This is a genomic window from Pseudoalteromonas sp. S2893 (genome assembly GCF_005887105.1).
GTDB lineage: Bacteria > Pseudomonadota > Gammaproteobacteria > Enterobacterales > Alteromonadaceae > Pseudoalteromonas > Pseudoalteromonas atlantica.
The window spans coordinates 34,703-52,937 of the sequence record NZ_PNCY01000016.1 but is presented as its reverse complement, the minus strand read 5'-3'; the positions used below and the strand labels follow the sequence as shown (position 1 = coordinate 52,937).

The window sequence follows — 18,235 nt, the reverse complement described above, 5'->3', positions numbered from 1 at the left end:
TTACTGTCAGTCAAAATACTCAAGCTTACGCCACTCCATTAGCAATAAAATTTAATAAAAGCATGTTAAATATGGACAAAAATAATACAAACTAATTAATTCTACCCAAAATCCATAGATTTAACAGTTTATTTACGCCAAATTGGTAACTTAATTGTGCAGGGTGACCTATTTGCCAGTGCGCAATATCAGCCCTTGCACCAACCTTTAGCACGCCTCTGTCTTTCAAACCTAGTGCCTGCGCTGCATTGCGGGTTACTCCCGCAAGGGCCTGCTCAGGGGTGAGCCTAAATAAAGTACATGCCATGTTCATCATTAATTGCACAGAACATAAAGGCGAGGTGCCTGGGTTAAAGTCACTGGCAATAGCAATAGGCACATTGTATTTTTGCAGCAAATCGATGGGAGGAAGCTGTGTTTCTCGTAAAAAATAAAAAGCCCCAGGTAATAAAACAGCCACAGTGCCAACCTCTGCCATGGCTTTTACGCCGTTTTCATCAAGGTACTCAATATGATCAGCTGAAAGGCCTTTATACTCAGCCACCAGCTGTGCGCCCTGCTGATTAGAAAGCTGCTCAGCATGGCATTTTACCGGCAAGTTATGTTTTGTAGCTGCATCAAACACTTGTTTTGTTTGTGCAAGACTAAAGCCTACATTTTCACAAAATACATCCACAGCATCGGCAAGGTTATTAGCCACTACGTCCTCAAGCATCTGCGTACATACTAAATCTATGTATTCATCTGCACGGCCTTTGTATTCAGGGGGTAGCGCATGAGCACCTAAAAACGTGGTTTTAATATCAATAGGATGATGATCATTAAGCAAACGCGCCACTTCTAAAATTTTTATTTCGTTTTCAACATCAAGCCCGTATCCCGACTTTATCTCAGCAGTCGTTACGCCCTCAGCAAGTAAAGTGTTTAAGCGATCTTTTGCATCAACAAATAACTGCTCATGATCTGCCGCGCGAGTGGCCTTAACGGTACTGGCTATACCGCCACCTTGTGCAGCTATCTGTTCATAGCTTACACCTTGTAAGCGCTGCTCAAATTCCTCAGCTCGGGAGCCTGCAAATATTAAATGTGTATGGCAATCAATAAGCCCAGGCGTTAACCATTGCCCTTTAATACTTAATGTAGGAGTAGCAAAGGCATCAAAACTGGGTAAGTTTGATTGCTCACCTAACCATACAATTTCGCCGTTTTTAATCGCCAGTGCCGCATTTTCTATAGCCCCATAAGGTGCATCAATTGTGCTATCCATGGTTGCTATGTTGGCATCAGTTAATAATAAGTCGAGATCTTCTAAGGCGTAACCCGTTGTTTTATTTTGCATACTTAGCTCCCTAACGTGCTTAAAATACAGTCTAACAATACACCTTGTATATACAAGACAATTATGCCATCTTTATTAAATAGTTTATTTTAAGTACAGCTAATAATAGTAATGACCACTCCTAAATTTGCACAAATAAAACAATTTATTGTCGATAAAATAAAAAATGGCGCATGGCAAGAAAACCAACGTGTCCCTTCAGAAAACGAGCTTAGCAGCCAATTTTCTGTAAGCCGTATGACCGCACGACGTGCACTGAGCGAATTAACAGATGCCGGCATTTTAACGCGCAGCCAAGGGTTAGGTACGTTTGTAGCCAGTTTTAAATCGCAGTCGTCACTACTTGAAATTAAAAACATAGCCGATGAAGTAAAAGAACGTAACGGGCAATACAGCTGTAGTGTGCAAGTGCTTGAATCAATCAATGCGTTAGCACCCATAGCTATTGCGCTTGGCGTTGAAGTAGATAGCGTGGTGTATCGCAGTGTGCTTGTACACAATGAGAACGACAAACCACTGCAAGTAGAAGAGCGATTTGTAAACCCAGCTTTAGCCGCGGGTTATTTACAACAAGACTTTAGCGCCCTCACACCGCATGAATACTTATCGAGCGTAGCGCCGCTCACACAAGCGCGCCACACTGTGGAAGCGGTTATGCCTAACTCGCAAATGTGCCAATGGCTTAACCTGTATAACGAAGAACCCTGCTTACAGGTTATTCGTCGTACTTGGTCTACAAAAGGCATAGTAAGCTTTGCTCGCTTAGTATCACCGGGCAGTAAATACCGTTTGGGCGGGCACTTAACATTTAAAAAATAATAACAACGTAACGCTCAAGGGCGTTTTTTTGTAGCTAACCACCTTGTATATACAACAGGAGAAATTCATGAACAACCGGCTCGACACACAGCGAGAAATCCGCGCGCCTCATGGCGATAAAATTAGCGCTAAAAGTTGGCAAACAGAAGCCGCTAAACGCATGTTAATGAACAATTTAGACCCTGATGTGGCAGAGCACCCTCACGCGTTAGTGGTATATGGCGGTATTGGCCGTGCGGCAAGAGACTGGCCAAGCTTTGATAAAATAATTGAAACCCTAGATAGACTCGAAAACGACGAAACCCTGCTTGTGCAATCGGGTAAGCCCGTGGGCGTATTTAAAACCCACGAAAACGCGCCGCGCGTTCTCATTGCTAATTCTAACTTGGTGCCACATTGGGCAAATTGGGAGCACTTCAATGAGCTCGATAAGAAAGGCTTAATGATGTATGGGCAAATGACCGCGGGCTCTTGGATTTATATTGGCTCACAAGGCATAGTGCAAGGCACTTACGAAACCTTTGTAGCAATGGCAAAGCAACACTTTGGCGGTAATGCAAAAGGTAAATGGGTTTTAACAGCAGGCCTTGGCGGTATGGGAGGCGCACAACCTCTCGCCGCGACGATGGCAGGCTTTAGCGCATTAGTTGTGGAATGCGACGAAACCCGTATCGATTTTCGAATTAAAACCGGCTACGTTGATGTAAAAGCCACGACACTTGAGCACGCGCTTGAGCTAGTTACCGATGCTTGCATTAAAGGTAAGGCATTATCGGTAGGCTTATTAGGTAATGCTGCCGATATTTTTACTGCACTGGCAAACAGCAATATTACCCCTGATATAGTGACCGACCAAACCTCAGCGCACGACCCACTCAACGGCTACCTACCGCAAGGTTGGAGCATGCAACACGCAGCAAAAATGCGTGAACAAAACCCACAGGCAGTGGTTAAAGCCGCTAAGCAATCTATGGCAGTGCAAGTAAACGCCATGCTAGCACTTCAAAAAGCCGGTGCTGCCACTACCGACTATGGCAATAACATTCGCCAAATGGCATTTGAAGAAGGCGTTACCAACGCGTTTGATTTTCCGGGCTTTGTGCCTGCTTATATCCGTCCGTTATTTTGTGAAGGAATTGGCCCATTTAGATGGGTTGCGCTTTCGGGCGACCCCGAAGACATTTATAAAACCGATGCAAAAGTGAAAGAGCTTATCGCAGAAGATACCCACTTACATAACTGGCTTGATATGGCGCGTGAGCGCATTCAATTTCAGGGTTTGCCAGCGCGAATATGCTGGGTTGGTTTAAAAAACCGAGCCCGCCTTGCACTGGCCTTTAACGACATGGTTAAAAATGGCGAGCTTAAAGCGCCGGTTGTAATTGGTCGCGATCATCTCGACTCTGGCTCTGTAGCAAGCCCCAACCGCGAAACCGAAAGTATGCAAGATGGCTCAGACGCCGTTTCTGATTGGCCGTTACTTAATGCTTTGCTTAATACTGCGGGTGGCGCAACGTGGGTGTCGCTCCACCATGGCGGCGGAGTGGGCATGGGCTTTAGCCAGCACGCAGGCGTGGTTATTGTTGCTGATGGTAGTGAACAAGCCGCGCAACGCATCGCTCGTGTGCTTTGGAACGACCCTGCTACCGGCGTTATGCGCCATGCTGATGCAGGCTACGACATCGCTAAAAATTGCGCGCAAGAGCACCACCTAGATCTCCCTATGCTAAACAAGGAATAGTCATGATTTCACACACTCTCACACCAGGGCAGTTAGATTTAAGCACCCTAAGAAAAATTAATGACTCTGCTGTCACACTTAACTTAGTCGATGGCGCCAGTACACAAATAGCGGCCAGTGCACAAACTGTTCAAAACGTAATAAACAAACGCCAAACGGTGTACGGTATTAACACCGGCTTTGGGTTATTAGCCAATACAAAAATAGCAGATGACGAGCTTGAGCTACTGCAGCGCAGTATTGTGCTTTCGCATGCTGCCGGTATTGGGGAGTTCATGGACGACAGCACTGTAAGACTAATGATGACCTTAAAAGTAAACTCTTTGTCTCGGGGCTACTCAGGGATACGCCTAGAGGTGATCGCATTTTTTATGCAACTACTGTGCAGTGAAGTGTACCCGTGCGTGCCACAAAAAGGGTCTGTGGGTGCTTCGGGCGATTTAGCGCCTCTTGCTCATATGTGCCTTCCACTATTAGGTGAAGGCAACATGCGCCACAAAGGTGAAATTATAAGTGCTGCTCAAGGGCTGAAAATTGCCAATCTTTCACCTCTTACATTAGGCGCAAAAGAAGGACTGGCACTGTTAAATGGTACACAAGCCTCTACGGCGTTTGCGTTACAAGGGCTTTTCCAAGCAGAAGATTTATATGCACAAAGCTGTGTTATAGGCTCTATTAGCATAGAAGCCGCAATGGGTAGCCGTTCGCCTTTTGATGCACGCATTCACGAAATACGGGGGCAACGCGGCCAAATTGATACGGCCAGTGTATTTAGAGAGCTACTTAGTACTGAATCACAAATTAGCCAATCTCACGTAAACTGCGAAAAAGTGCAAGACCCTTACTGCCTTCGCTGCCAACCTCAGGTACTCGGCGCGTGTTTAACACAAATACGCCACGCCGCAGAAGTGTTGTTATGTGAATCAAACGGCGTTACCGACAACCCGCTGGTATTTGCCGATGTGGGCGATATTATATCCGGTGGTAACTTTCATGCAGAGCCCGTTGCTATGGCCGCTGATAACTTAGCCATTGCGATTGCCGAAATAGGCGCGCTGGCAGAGCGAAGAATCGCGCTACTTATTGATTCAAACCTCTCTACACTGCCACCTTTTTTAGTTGAAAACGGCGGAGTTAACTCAGGTTTTATGATTGCCCAAGTAACCGCGGCTGCGCTTGCCTCCGAGAACAAATCGCTTGCGCATCCAGCCTCGGTAGACAGCCTGCCAACATCAGCAAATCAAGAAGATCATGTCTCTATGGCAACCTTTGCAGCAAGGCGCTTAAAGGAAATGGCCAATAACACCCGCGGGGTATTAGCAATTGAATGGCTTGGAGCTGCTCAAGGGCTTAAGTTTAGAGCCCCACTTAAACCTTCACCGCAAGTAGAAAAAGCAAAAGCTCTGCTGCGCGAGCATGTAAGTTACTACGATAAAGACCGCTACTTTGCCCCCGATATAGAGGCAACCAATACGCTTTTAGCACAAGGGGCATTGTGCGACTTTATTCACCACAACCCACTACCATCGCATTTTAAATTCCATGCTGATAGCTAAAACCTAACGCCTCAATTGCTGAGCCAAGTACTTTGCGCTCAGCACTTTCATTACTGGTAAAGGTTGGTATTTCGCCGCCATGCTCTGCACACTTTTGTGCATAATAATTCGCTTTAGTTGGGTGCGATGGATTTACCACGTTATAAATATTTTGCCCCGAATTATAGTTTTCTATTACCGCAAAAATGGCGTTTATCACATCTTGTTGATGCACCATATTAACCACCTGCTGGCTCGATGAATTTAATTCTTTCCCAGCAACAAAACGCCCTGGCTCGCGGTTAGGTCCTAATAACCCTGCTAAACGCAGTACTTTACCATCTTGCTCAAGCACCTTTTCTTCGCCATCGTATAGTTTTATTTGTCGCTCATTGGTACAACTTATTTCACTGCTTTCAGTGTAAACACCTGGCTCTTGGTCGTACACACCGGTAGATGAGCACAAAATAAAGCCCTTTGCATTTAATTGTTTAGAAAGTGAAAGTGCAGCGCTTAGTGTTTCTGGGTAGTTACTTTCACTGTGTCTGCTTCGTGGGGGGATTGCACACACCCAGTAAGCATCGTGTAAATCTATTTGGTGTATTAGTTGCCCATCAATCAAGACAAATTGACGCTGAAAATCGTCTGTGTGCTCATCACTTCTATGCGTACCTTGTACCTGCCAACCCGCCTGTTTAGCTTGTAGGCACAAAGTATGACCCAACCAGCCTGCGCCTAATACTACTAATTTATTAGCTTTTGTTTCCATTTTTGCATAACCCTTCATTTTAAACGCATAATTAGTGCTTTTTATCTAACTTCATAGAGATTTAAAGTAAGATATGATTAGATACAACCTACTAAAAAACAATAATACGTGCACTTATGCTAAATAATTTATCATTACGGAAGAAAATATTATTATTGATTGGTGGCACCATCACCATTTTGCTAATTATTGCTTCAACATTTTTTGTAAATCACATCGCTAACCTTTCCAGAGTAAACATTGAGCGCGAAGCTCAAAGCTACCTACAAAGCGAACAACTTTCAATGCAAAGCTACTTTGCAAAGTATGGCAAGCTGGTTTCTACGTTTGTTAATAACCCGCATTTAGTTAATTTTTTTGAAAATTGGGATACTCGCGACCAGCCGATTAAAAACGCCCCCGGCTACAACGAAGTTAATCAAGACTTTGTACGCATTAGCTCAAATGACGAAAATGTACTGTCGGCGTTTTTCGCATCAGCAACCACCGGTGAATACTTTAAAGAAAACGAGCGTACCAGCCATTACAATGGCCAACCTTACTACGCCTATAAGCGTGGTTGGTGGCAAGAAGCCCTGCAAATTAATAAACTTTACGTAGGCCCTATATCGGTCGATTTAACCACTGGGGTTGCCTCAGCAGTTGTACAACAGCCGGTATACAATGCACAGCGTAAACTTATTGGTATGGGCGGCGTTGATTTACAGCTTAATAAAATCAACGATATGGTTGAAGGTATTCGCTTTAACGGCCAAGGCTATGGCTTTTTACTTGATGGCAATCAAAAGGTTGTACACTTTTCAAATGCTACCGGCCATAAGCTGTCTAACACCGACGAAGGCCCTAAAGGTAAAGAAGGGCTAGATGGCCTTGAAAGCCAGTTTAATAATACTTCAGGCTTTACAGAGCTTAACGCACAAATGCGTAATAACCTCGAAGGCAGCCAATTGGTGACCTTAAAAGGAGAAGAGTATTATGTGGTTTACCATCGCTTACAACTAGAGCAACCTTATCTAGATTGGTATGTAGGTATACTGATCCCAACCAGCATGATTGAAGCCCCCGTTAATGAGGCGGTTACCACCACAACCACCGCAGTGGTGATTATTTTAGTGATAATTTTAGCGATGATATTATGGGCAACCCACATGATCTCGCAGCCTATTACCACCTTAACTAACATAATGCGTGATATTGCATCGGGCGAAGGCGATTTAACCCAAAAGATTAATATTACCAGCCAGGATGAGGTCGGCCAGCTTGCCAATCACATGAATACATTCATCGATAAGCTGCGCGCCATGATGTTAGAAACAGCCGCACAAGCTGAGCAGTTGACCAATGCCGCAGCGCAACTTAAAAACGTGTCTGCTCAAACCAACACCGAAATACAGCAAGAAAAACAACAAGTAGACAGCGTTAGTGCCGCCGTGACCGAAATGGCCAGCACTGTACTTGAAATATCGCGTAACGCACAGCATACCAACAGCGCCGCCGAAGAAGTACAAGCTATTACTGCCGAAGGTGCTGACCGCTCAACTCAAGCACAACGTGTGATGACCGAACTTGCGCTACACATAGGTGAAGCGTCTAAAGTGGTAGCAGGGCTTGAGCAAGAAAGTAATAACATTGGTGCATTGGTGGATGTAATTAACTCTATTGCCGATCAAACCAACTTACTTGCTTTAAATGCCGCCATTGAAGCTGCGCGTGCAGGTGAGCATGGCCGTGGTTTTGCGGTAGTTGCTGATGAAGTACGTTCACTGGCAAGCCGTACGCAAGAATCAACAGACGATATTCGTAATATGATTTCTCGCTTACAGCAAATTGCCCAACAAGCGTCGGTAATGATGCTACAAGGGCAAGAGCAAACTGAAGGCTCAGTATCGCAAACAAAAGAAGTGCTAAGTTCATTACAAAACATTGCTCAGTCGGTAACTAAAGTACAAGACCAAAGCCACCAAATTGCCACTTCAACCGAGCAACAAACCGTTGTCGCAGAGGACATTAATACCAGCCTTGCAGCAATTAATGGCTTAGTAAACAGCACCGCTGATCACGCACACATTTTAGCAGATGAAGCGCGCGATTTAAGCGACCTTGCTGTTGCCTTAAACAAAACGGTTAATCAGTTTAAGCTTTAAATACACAGCGTAATAAGGTGGGTAACTAAGTATAAAATTTACCCACCTAGGGCGTGTTGAGCTTTGTGGATTGAATGAATTTCAATCACCCAAGGCCCGCATGCCCTAGCACTCTTGTTTTTAAATTTTTTAACACCATATCTTCACAACTTGCTGCTATTTTTTAGCGTAATTAAATCAGTTAAAGTGGTTTTTACGCATCAGATCAAATTTTTCTGTTTTTAATACACATCTTTTAGTTGAGATAGTTTGTTGTTTGGCAGAGTCTGGTATAGTAGCACACGTATTAAACAGTGCTTTGAGGCTCTTTAATACAAAATTGCTAATTAATATGTTCTACAGGTTATGTAAAAGTACATATTAATTACCAATTGTAAAAAATGGGTTAGCCGACACTCGGTTAACAAAGAATACATTGTAACGGTTTTATCATGATATCTAATTTATTTACCAAGATTTTTGGTAGTCGCAATGACCGCACTATTAAAAACCTAAGAAAGACGGTCGCGCTAATTAATGCGCTAGAAACGCAATTAGAAGCGCTTTCTGATGAAGATTTAAGAGCTAAGACAGCTGAGTTTAGAGAACGTTACGATAACGGACAAAGCCTTGACGACATTCTACCAGAAGCATTTGCTGTGGTACGCGAAGCGTCAAAGCGTGTAAATGGCATGCGTCACTTTGACGTACAGCTATTAGGCGGCATGGTTTTACATCAAGGTCGTATTGCAGAAATGCGTACCGGTGAAGGTAAAACCCTCACAGCCACACTTCCAGCCTACTTAAATGGCTTAACAGGCAAAGGCGTGCATGTAATTACCGTGAACGACTACCTTGCTAAACGTGATGCTGAAACAAACCGCGAGTTATTTGAGTTCTTAGGCCTTACTGTGGGCTGTAACGTACCAGGCATGATGCCACAACAGAAAAAGCAAGCTTATACTGCTGACATTACCTACGGTACAAATAACGAATTTGGTTTTGACTACCTTCGTGACAACATGGCATTTAGCATTGATGAGCGCGTACAACGCCCACTGTTTTATGCAGTAGTGGATGAAGTGGATTCAATCTTAATTGATGAAGCGCGTACACCACTTATTATCTCAGGCCCAGCTGAAGATAGCTCTGAGCTATACATCGAAATCAACAAAATAGTGCCGCTTTTAGAGCTTCAAGAAAAAGAAGACGAAGAAGGCATTGAAGGCGATGGCGATTACACAATTGACGAAAAGTCTAAGCAAGTTCACTTAACTGAGCGCGGTCAAATTAAAGTAGAAGACCTACTTACTGAACGTGGCTTAATTGAAGAAGGCGACTCGCTTTACTCAGCCGGTAGCATTACATTACTGAGCCACGTGTATGCCGCACTTCGTGCCCACAAGCTTTATCAAAAAGATGTTGATTACGTTGTTAAAGAAAACGAAGTCATTATTATCGATGAGCACACAGGGCGCTCAATGGAAGGTCGTCGTTGGTCTGAAGGTTTACACCAAGCTGTTGAAGCTAAAGAAGGTGTAAAAATTCAAAACGAAAACCAAACACTGGCTTCAATCACGTTCCAAAACTACTTCCGTTTATACGAAACTTTAGCCGGTATGACTGGTACAGCCGATACTGAGGCATTTGAGTTTCAATCTATTTACGGCCTAGACACGGTTGTTATGCCAACTAATAAGCCGATGATCCGTGATGATCGCGCCGATTTAGTTTACCTAACACAAGAAGAAAAATACGAAGCTATTTTAGCCGATATTAAAGATTGCCAAGAGCGCGGACAGCCTGTGCTTGTAGGTACTATTTCGATTGAAAGCTCTGAGTATTTATCGCAGTTTTTACGCAAAGAAAAAATTAAGCACAACGTACTTAATGCTAAATTCCACGCGCAAGAAGCTGACATCGTATCGGATGCTGGTTTACCAGGTACTGTAACAATTGCAACCAACATGGCCGGTCGTGGTACCGATATTGTGCTTGGTGGTAACTGGAACAGCGAAGTTGAAAAACTAGAAAACCCATCAGATGAGCAAATTGCTGAAATTAAAGCGGCGTGGAAAATTCGCCACGATGCAGTAATTGACGCTGGCGGTTTACACATTATTGGTACTGAGCGTCATGAATCGCGCCGTATAGATAACCAATTACGTGGCCGTGCTGGTCGTCAGGGTGATGCCGGCTCTAGCCGTTTTTATCTATCGATGGATGATGCGCTAATGCGTATATTTGCCGGCGAGCGCATGACTAACATGATGCGTAAACTAGGTATGCAACGCGGCGAAGCCATTGAGCACCCTTGGGTTAACCGTGCAATTGAAAACGCTCAGCGTAAAGTAGAAGCACGTAACTTTGATGTACGTAAGCAATTACTTGAGTACGATGATGTAGCAAACGATCAACGTCGTGTTGTTTACTCTCAACGTAACGAGCTGCTTGAAGAAGGCGATATTTCAGAAACCATTACAGCAATCCGTGGTGATGTACTTGCCGGTGTTATTGATCAATACATTGCACCACAAAGCCTTGCTGAAATGTGGGATATACCAGGCCTTGAAGAGCGCTTAAAACAAGACTTCCTGATTGAGCTGCCTATCACGCAGTGGTTAGCTGATGACAATAAACTATACGAAGAAAAACTTCGTGAGCGCATTGAGCAAGCTGTTGAGCAAGCTTACAAGCAAAAAGAAGAGCAAGTTGGCGACTCTGTACTGCGTCAGTTTGAAAAAGCGATTATGCTTCAAAGCCTTGATCAGCACTGGAAAGATCACCTTGCTGCAATGGATCATTTACGCCAAGGTATTCACTTACGTGGCTATGCACAAAAGAATCCTAAGCAAGAATACAAGCGCGAGTCGTTTGAGCTATTCACCGAAATGCTTGAAAACTTAAAAGTTGATGTAGTGGGCATTTTAAGTAAAGTACAAGTTCGTGCCGAAGAAGATGTTGAAAAAGTAGAAGAGCAACACCGTAAAAGTGAAAATGCCCCTCGCGAGTACCAACACGAAGAAGCTGAACATGTAGGCGGTGAAGCACCTCAAAGCGCAACTGTAATGGCAAGAACAGCGCCTAAAGTTGGCCGTAACGATCCGTGTCCGTGTGGCTCAGGACAAAAGTTTAAGCAATGTTGTGGTAAATTAAAGTAACGACGCATTGTATGTAATTAAAAAGCGACGCTAGCGTCGCTTTTTTTATGGAGAAAAAACATGACAACAAAAATTGTAAATGTAGCGGTAGGCGTAATAAAAAAAAATAACGCCATCTTTATCTGCAAGCGCGCTGATGAGCAACATCAAGGTGGCTTATGGGAATTTCCAGGCGGGAAAGTAGAAGCTGGCGAGAGCGTATTTGCTGCACTTAAGCGTGAGCTAAGTGAAGAAGTTGGCATTACCATTCACAGCTCTAGCCAACTTATGGTGATTGAACATGACTATGGCGATAAATGTGTAAAACTTGATATTCACGTTGTGAGTAACTTTAGCGGTGAAGCACATGGCGCCGAAGGGCAACCAAGTGAATGGGTTGCTATTAATGAGCTTAGTAACTATGAGTTCCCTGCTGCTAACGCCGAGATTATCGAAAAAATACAAGCGCGATACGCCTAAAGCACATGAATACAGCAATACAAAATAAATTAAGTGAGCTATTAGCGCTAAACCCTGAGCTTACTCAGGTGAGCTCTTTAGGCAGCGGACATATAAACACCACGTGGCTGTTAACTAATGCTGCGCAGCAATTTGTTGTTCAAAAGCTCAATACTCATGTATTTAAAAACCCAGCACAACTGGTCAATAACGCCCAGTTAATTGAGCAGCACCTAAGCGCTAAACAACAAGCAAATACTTACCCGCTCGACATTGTTAAGCATATAAGTACTTGCCAAGGTGAATACCTTATTACAATTAACAACGCGTACTATCGCGTGCTTAATTTTATTAGCCAAAGTATTAGCGAAGATGTGGTTACAGAGCCCCATCACGCACAGCAAGCCGCATTTGCATTTGGCACCTTTACACGTGCCTTGCTCGATTTTGACGCATCAAGTCTCTACCCTGTTATTACTGACTTCCATAACTTAGCTATGCGCTTTGAGCAGCTTAATACAGCTATTAGCACCGCCACTAAAGAGCGGCTGCAGCAGTGTAAAAACGACATTGACTACTGCATTGCACAACAGCATTTAGTAAAAGAACTCGCTGACGTAACAGCCGATTTGCCCACCCGAGTGTGCCACAACGACACTAAAATAAATAATATGCTGTATTGCAGCAATACATATAAAGCTAAAGCAGTTATCGATTTAGATACGTGTATGGCAGGCTTTTTATTATATGACTTTGGAGACATGGTGCGCACATTTTGCTGCGCTGAGGCAGAAGATTCCATTAATCTTGATAAAGTGGTTATTCGCAAAGAGGTATTTACTGCGCTTGTTAAAGGCTACCTTGCCCCCCTTAAATCGGCTATTAGCAACAAAGAGCAAGCAAGTTTGCTACTTGGCGCTAAAGTTATGCCGCTAATGCTCAGTGTGCGGTTTTTAACTGATTACTTAAATAACGACGTGTACTTTAAAACCACCCATGCAGAACATAATTTAGAACGTGCGCAAAACCAGCTGGCTTTGTATAAAAATATTTTAAGCAATCAAAGCTGGATGCATAAAACACTCATGCAGTAGCCCTAAATTAAGTATTATTGCGGATTCGTATTATTGCGCATTGGTATTAGTACTCAGTATTTAAATATAAAAAAGCCAGCAAGCTAAACACTTACTGGCTTTTATTTATCAACCTGAATGCTGGGTAATTTATCTCTTAACCAGATTCAGGTTAACTAACAGGCTATCAATTACCAAATTTTTACGCGGTCTTCTGGTTTGATATACATTTTGTCGCCTTCTTTTACGTCAAACGCTTGGTAAAACTCAGGCATGTTCGACAAGATACCGATAACACGGTAGTGACTTGGTGAATGCGGGTCTGTCATTAAGCGGTTACGTAGCTCTTCATCGCGGTACTTACGACGCCAAATTTGTGACCAACCCATAAAGAAACGCTGATCGCCGGTATAGCCATCAATAACAGGCGCTTTGTTCTCACCTAACGATAATTGATACGCCTTATAAGCCACCGTTAAACCACCTAGGTCGCCAATGTTTTCGCCAAGGGTAAGCTCGCCGTTAACACCCGCATCTTCAAACGGTTTATATTCGTTGTATTGCGCTACTAACGCGCCGGTACGCTCTTCAAACTGTTTAAGGTCAGACTCACTCCACCAGTTACGTAAGTTACCGTCACCATCGTATTTAGCTCCTTGGTCGTCAAAACCGTGGCCTAGCTCGTGGCCAATTACTGCGCCAATTGCACCGTAGTTTACAGCGTCATCGGCTTCTAAATTAAAGAACGGTGGCTGTAAAATAGCAGCTGGGAATACAATTTCGTTATTTACTGGATTGTAGTAAGCATTAACTGTTTGTGGCGTCATGTGCCACTCAGAGCGGTCCACTGGCTTGCCTAATTTAGCAATCATGTCGCTATAAGCCCACTGACTGTAACGTATGTAGTTACCCACTAATTCATCAGGGTTAATGCTCAGCTGTGAGTAGTCTTTCCACTTATCTGGGTAGCCAATTTTTGGGGTAAATTTGTTTAGCTTTTCTTGGGCTGCAAGCTTGGTTTCAGGGCTCATCCACTCCAGGTTTTCAATAGCAACGCCGTAACCTTTAATAACGTTATCTACCAGCTCTTCCATACGTGCTTTTGCTTCAGGCGGGAAGTTATCTTTTACGTATACTTTACCTAAAATTTCGCCAAGTACGCTGTTAGATGCATCAACCGCTTTTTTCCAAAGTGGCGCTTGCTCTTTTACGCCGCGTAATGTGGTGCTGTAAAAATCAAATTTAAGATCAACTAAGTCAGCGCTCAGTAACTGCGCGTAACCACTTACAAAATGAAACTTTAAGTAGTTTTTCCACGTTGCTAAGTCTGTTTCTTTGTACACATCAGCAAACCCTTCTAAGTAGCTTGGCTGACGTACAATAATGTCTGAGGTATCTACCCCTGCACTTTTGAAAAATGCTGCTAAATCAAAGTCGCCTGTTAGCTTATTTGCCTCAGCTACGGTCATTTTATTGTATGACTTAGTTGCATCACGGCTTTGTACTCTACTCCATTGCGCCTCAGCTAAAGCGCTTTCAAATGCGATAACGTTTTTCGCGGCATCAGCGGCATTTTCAACGCCTGATTTAGCTAAAATATCGGTTATGTATTGCTCGTAAGATGCGCGAATTTTAGTAAATTTTTCATCATCTTTTAAGTAATAGTCACGATCAGGTAAGCCAAGTCCAGATTGCGATAAGTACAACGCGTATTCACTTGAATTTTTAGCATCGTTATTTACAAACCAGCCAAATGGTAAGCTAGCGCCTTGCTGCTGAATTTTAGCCATTAAAGGAGCAAGATCAGCTTTTGAATCAAGGCTATCAATGGTATTAAGTGAAGGTTGTAAAGGTGTAATACCTAACTCATCACGTGTATCTTTATCCATGTAGCTTTTGTAAAAAGCGCCAATTTTGTACTCATCGCTGCCTTTTTTAGCACTGCTATTATTAGCGGCACTTTCAAGCGCTGTTTTCATCGCTTTTTGCGACTCGTCGTATAACTGTGTAAACGAGCCGTAGTTCGACTTATCGCCAGGGATCTCTGTTTTAGCAAGCCACTGTCCATTCACATGGTAATAAAAGTCATCTTGTGCACGAACCGACTCATCCATATTGGCAAGGTTTACACCTAGCTCAAGCGTTTTTTCTGCAGGTGCTGTAACGGCAGCGGTGTCGGCCACTTGCGTTTCTTGTTGTTTTTCACCGCAACCTACTAGGCCCAGTGCAAGTGCGATACTTGCAGCGGTAATAGTTACTTTTTTCATAATTATTCCGTTTGTTAGTAAAGAATAAAATATCTATTTCATTAAACTATTGCATGCCAGAGAAAAAATAAAAGCGCCCTGCGATGCTTTCACTTAATGAAATTAATATTTAGGCGGTTAAAACAACACGCCGAATTTGTATGATAAACCCCATTAAAGAAACAATAAAATAGAATATGTAACAAAGTATTTTCTATGAGACGAGGTAACAAAATAGCCCTACCAACAACCATAATCGCGCTTTTGGGAGTTATTTTTTACCATGGCGAGCAAGGCGCTCTAGCTTTTCTTTCAGCGAAGGGGGCGCTGATGCGGCAATGGCATTAAGGTAATCTGAAGTTTGCTGGCTCATTTTTCTTGAATTGCCAGGTGCTTTACCTGCGGGGCCGGGTTTATCTGTTGTTGGGCTTAAGCGCGCTGTTGCTTGAGGGTTTGCAACAATTTTAATTTGTCCGAGCTCTGCCATGCCCGCCGCTCTAAAATGCGACTGCATATCCATTTTTAAGTAATTAAGTTTAAGGGCAATTGCCGCCGATACAGCTTCAATCATCAGCGTGCCATCGCGGTAATTACTCACACGGCATTTTTCAGCAAGCTTAGGGCCTAAAAACTCTTTAAGCAACACCTGTTGCTTATCAAGCGCTTGGCTTTTACCTGCATAGGCCGATAAGCGATTATTAAGGCCTGCCATAATGTCAGTCAGGGGTTTTGGTGCGTACCTATCTTTAGCCATTCAACACCTCAAAAATTTAAATAAAGCACGTTTAGGCCAAGCGTTTAAATGCTCGGCTTAAATATGTGCTTTTATATTATACCAATTCGCTTAATTAAGTATTATTGCTAATTGCTATTAAGCGCCTGCTATTTGCATTTGCTCTATAAGTACTGAGCCGGTTTGAATGCCGCCTCTGCGCTCAATATCGCCCCCTATGGCCGAAATACCTTTAAACATGTCTTTTAAATTTCCGGCAATGGTAATTTCACTAACAGGGTACTGAATTTCACCGTTTTCTACCCAAAAACCAGCTGCTCCACGCGAGTAGTCACCCGTAACGGTGTTTACGCCTTGCCCCATCAGCTCGGTAACTAATAAGCCTGTTCCCATGGTTTTTAATAAAGCCGATAAATCGTTGTGCGTTTGCTCAACTAACCAGTTATGAATACCGCCTGCATGGCCTGTTGGAGCCATATTTAGTTTACGCGCTGCATAACTTGCTAATAAGTAGGTTTGCAGCTCACCGCCTTGAATAATTTCACGGTCAATCGTTTTTACCCCTTCGCTATCAAAAGGCGACGACGCTAATCCTTTTAATATATGAGGACGCTCAGCAATATTAACGTTCTTACTAAATACCTGGGTGCCTAGGCTGTCGAGTAAAAAGCTCGATTTACGATAAAGCGCCCCGCCGCCAATTGCCGACACTAAATGGCCAAACAATGAGTTGGCAATATCGGCTCTAAAAATAACAGGGACTTTCATAGTACCCAGCTTTTGGCTATTTAGTTTAGCCAGAGTTTCGGTGGCGGCTTCTAGGCCTACCGCAGCAGCGTCGTTAAGTCCGCCCTGATCGCGAGCAACAGTATAAGCAGAGTCGCGCTGCATGTGCTCGCCTTCTTTGCCTATTACCATAGTGCTAATGCTGTGACGCGTACGTGGAAAACCAGCAATTAAACCATGGCTATTACCATACACACGTAAGCCTTGGTGCGATGAAAAACTTGCACCATCTGAATTAACAATACGCTCATCAGCATTTAAAGCGGCTTGCTCTGCAGCGTGACATAGCTCAATCCCTTGCTCAGGGCTTACATCCCACGGGTGATATAAATCAAGGTCCTTAGGAGCAAACTCGAGTAATTCTTTATCGGCAATACCATTAAAAGGGTCGTCTGAGGTAAATTTGGCAATATCAATGGCTTTTTCTACTACCGTGCGCAGTGTTTTTGGGTTTAGATCAGCAGTAGACGCCGAGCCTTTATTATTCCCTACATAAACACTGATACCTAAACCACCATCTTGGTTAAACTCTATGGTTTCTACTTCACCCATGCGTGTGCTTACCGATAAACCCGATGTACTAGACATAGCAGCTTCTGCGGCAGTGGCACCCAATTTTTTAGCATGCTCGAGCACTTCAGCTACGGCATCTTTTACTTGAGAGATTTGAGAATAAATTGGATCGTGTTGTTGGCTTTTCATAAATTAAGTCCTGAGCCTTAAGGCAATATTGCACGCATTTCTTATCTTTAAATGCTAACACACTCACTGCACCACATCAGCTAATATTAATCACTAAAAGAATCGCGTATAATGGCAAAAGTTATTTTTACTTAAGAGCACCCCATGGCGAAGAAAAAAGGCAAGCCTGCTGAAATTGAAGAAGAAATTATTTACGTATCAAAAAGTGAACTAAAGCGCGACGCGCAAGAGTTTCATCAGTTAGGTTCTGAAATTGCTAAAATGGGGAAAAAGCAACGCGAACGCTTACCACTCAATGACGATTTGAAAGCAGCCATGGTAGTTGCTGATAAAATCAGTAATAAAAGCGATGCGTACCGCCGCCACTTAAATTACATTGCTAAAACGCTACGCACAGTAGAAAACGTTGAAGAAATTAAAGCCATTATTGACGTAATGCTTAATAAAAATAACCAAGCTGAGGTTTTAATTAAAAAAATTGAGCAATTACGTACCGACTTAATTGAGCAAGGCGATGATTTAATTAACGAAACTATTGAGCAATACCCAACCCTTGAGCGCCAAAAAATGCGCCAATTGGTACGTAACGCCGCTAAAGAAGTTAAAGCTGAAAAGCCAGGCAAGGGCTATAAAGAATTGTTTCAATACTTAAAAGATGCCCACAACATAACGTATTAACAAAAAATACTATTTTAAAAAGGTGCTTAGGCACCTTTTTTGTTGTAGATCAAAACCCCTCCCTTAAAAGCTTTTTATACTCAACACCTCAT

General features: G+C 43.2%; 13 protein-coding genes. 8 read left to right on the top strand and 5 right to left on the bottom strand.

The window, feature by feature from the left end; translation table 11 throughout:
- Positions 1-91: 91 nt before the first annotated feature.
- Positions 92-1,339, bottom strand: coding sequence for an imidazolonepropionase (hutI, locus tag CWC04_RS10265; protein WP_138685350.1), 1,248 nt, complete (start codon positions 1,337-1,339; stop codon positions 92-94).
- 111 nt (positions 1,340-1,450) lie between these two features.
- On the opposite strand from hutI, the gene hutC reads away from it, so the two are divergent.
- The 3 genes from hutC to hutH all read left to right on the top strand — a co-directional run bounded on the left by hutC (position 1,451) and on the right by hutH (position 5,455).
- Positions 1,451-2,158, top strand: coding sequence for a histidine utilization transcriptional repressor HutC (hutC, locus tag CWC04_RS10260; protein WP_138685349.1), 708 nt, complete (start codon positions 1,451-1,453; stop codon positions 2,156-2,158).
- A gap of 67 nt (positions 2,159-2,225) precedes the next feature.
- A complete protein-coding gene (hutU, locus tag CWC04_RS10255; protein WP_138685348.1) occupies positions 2,226-3,899 on the top strand; it encodes a urocanate hydratase in 1,674 nt (557 codons plus the stop codon).
- Positions 3,900-3,901: 2 nt separating this feature from the next.
- Positions 3,902-5,455 (top strand): histidine ammonia-lyase, encoded by a 1,554-nt coding sequence (hutH, locus tag CWC04_RS10250; RefSeq protein WP_138685347.1) that lies wholly within the window; start codon positions 3,902-3,904, stop codon positions 5,453-5,455.
- On the opposite strand, the gene CWC04_RS10245 is transcribed toward hutH, so the two are convergent.
- Complete coding sequence (locus CWC04_RS10245) at positions 5,433-6,203, bottom strand: Rossmann-fold NAD(P)-binding domain-containing protein (RefSeq protein WP_138685346.1); 771 nt, start codon at positions 6,201-6,203, stop codon at positions 5,433-5,435. The two genes, hutH and CWC04_RS10245, sit on opposite strands and share 23 nt — an antisense overlap.
- Positions 6,204-6,319: 116 nt before the next feature.
- Between CWC04_RS10245 and CWC04_RS10240 the strand changes: the two genes are divergently transcribed.
- The 4 genes from CWC04_RS10240 to CWC04_RS10225 all read left to right on the top strand — a co-directional run bounded on the left by CWC04_RS10240 (position 6,320) and on the right by CWC04_RS10225 (position 13,019).
- Positions 6,320-8,347: a methyl-accepting chemotaxis protein gene (locus CWC04_RS10240; protein WP_029773386.1), complete on the top strand. Its 2,028-nt coding sequence runs from the start codon at positions 6,320-6,322 to the stop codon at positions 8,345-8,347.
- Between the two features lie 431 nt (positions 8,348-8,778).
- Complete coding sequence (gene secA, locus CWC04_RS10235; RefSeq protein ID WP_054982941.1) at positions 8,779-11,487, top strand: preprotein translocase subunit SecA; 2,709 nt, start codon at positions 8,779-8,781, stop codon at positions 11,485-11,487.
- A gap of 60 nt (positions 11,488-11,547) precedes the next feature.
- Entirely contained in the window at positions 11,548-11,946 is a 399-nt protein-coding gene (mutT, locus tag CWC04_RS10230; RefSeq protein ID WP_004589320.1) for an 8-oxo-dGTP diphosphatase MutT, read from the top strand.
- 5 nt (positions 11,947-11,951) lie between these two features.
- Complete coding sequence (locus CWC04_RS10225; protein WP_138685345.1) at positions 11,952-13,019, top strand: phosphotransferase enzyme family protein; 1,068 nt, start codon at positions 11,952-11,954, stop codon at positions 13,017-13,019.
- A gap of 170 nt (positions 13,020-13,189) precedes the next feature.
- Here the strand turns inward: CWC04_RS10225 and CWC04_RS10220 are convergent, their stop codons facing one another.
- The 3 genes from CWC04_RS10220 to pmbA all read right to left on the bottom strand — a co-directional run bounded on the left by CWC04_RS10220 (position 13,190) and on the right by pmbA (position 17,465).
- A complete protein-coding gene (locus CWC04_RS10220; RefSeq protein WP_138685344.1) occupies positions 13,190-15,265 on the bottom strand; it encodes a M13 family metallopeptidase in 2,076 nt (691 codons plus the stop codon).
- A gap of 250 nt (positions 15,266-15,515) precedes the next feature.
- Entirely contained in the window at positions 15,516-15,998 is a 483-nt protein-coding gene (locus tag CWC04_RS10215; protein WP_121636872.1) for a DciA family protein, read from the bottom strand.
- 117 nt (positions 15,999-16,115) lie between these two features.
- A complete protein-coding gene (gene pmbA / locus CWC04_RS10210; protein WP_004589316.1) occupies positions 16,116-17,465 on the bottom strand; it encodes a metalloprotease PmbA in 1,350 nt (449 codons plus the stop codon).
- A 144-nt stretch (positions 17,466-17,609) separates the two neighbouring features.
- On the opposite strand from pmbA, the gene yjgA reads away from it, so the two are divergent.
- Positions 17,610-18,143, top strand: coding sequence for a ribosome biogenesis factor YjgA (gene yjgA / locus CWC04_RS10205; protein ID WP_004589315.1), 534 nt, complete (start codon positions 17,610-17,612; stop codon positions 18,141-18,143).
- Positions 18,144-18,235 lie beyond the last annotated feature (92 nt).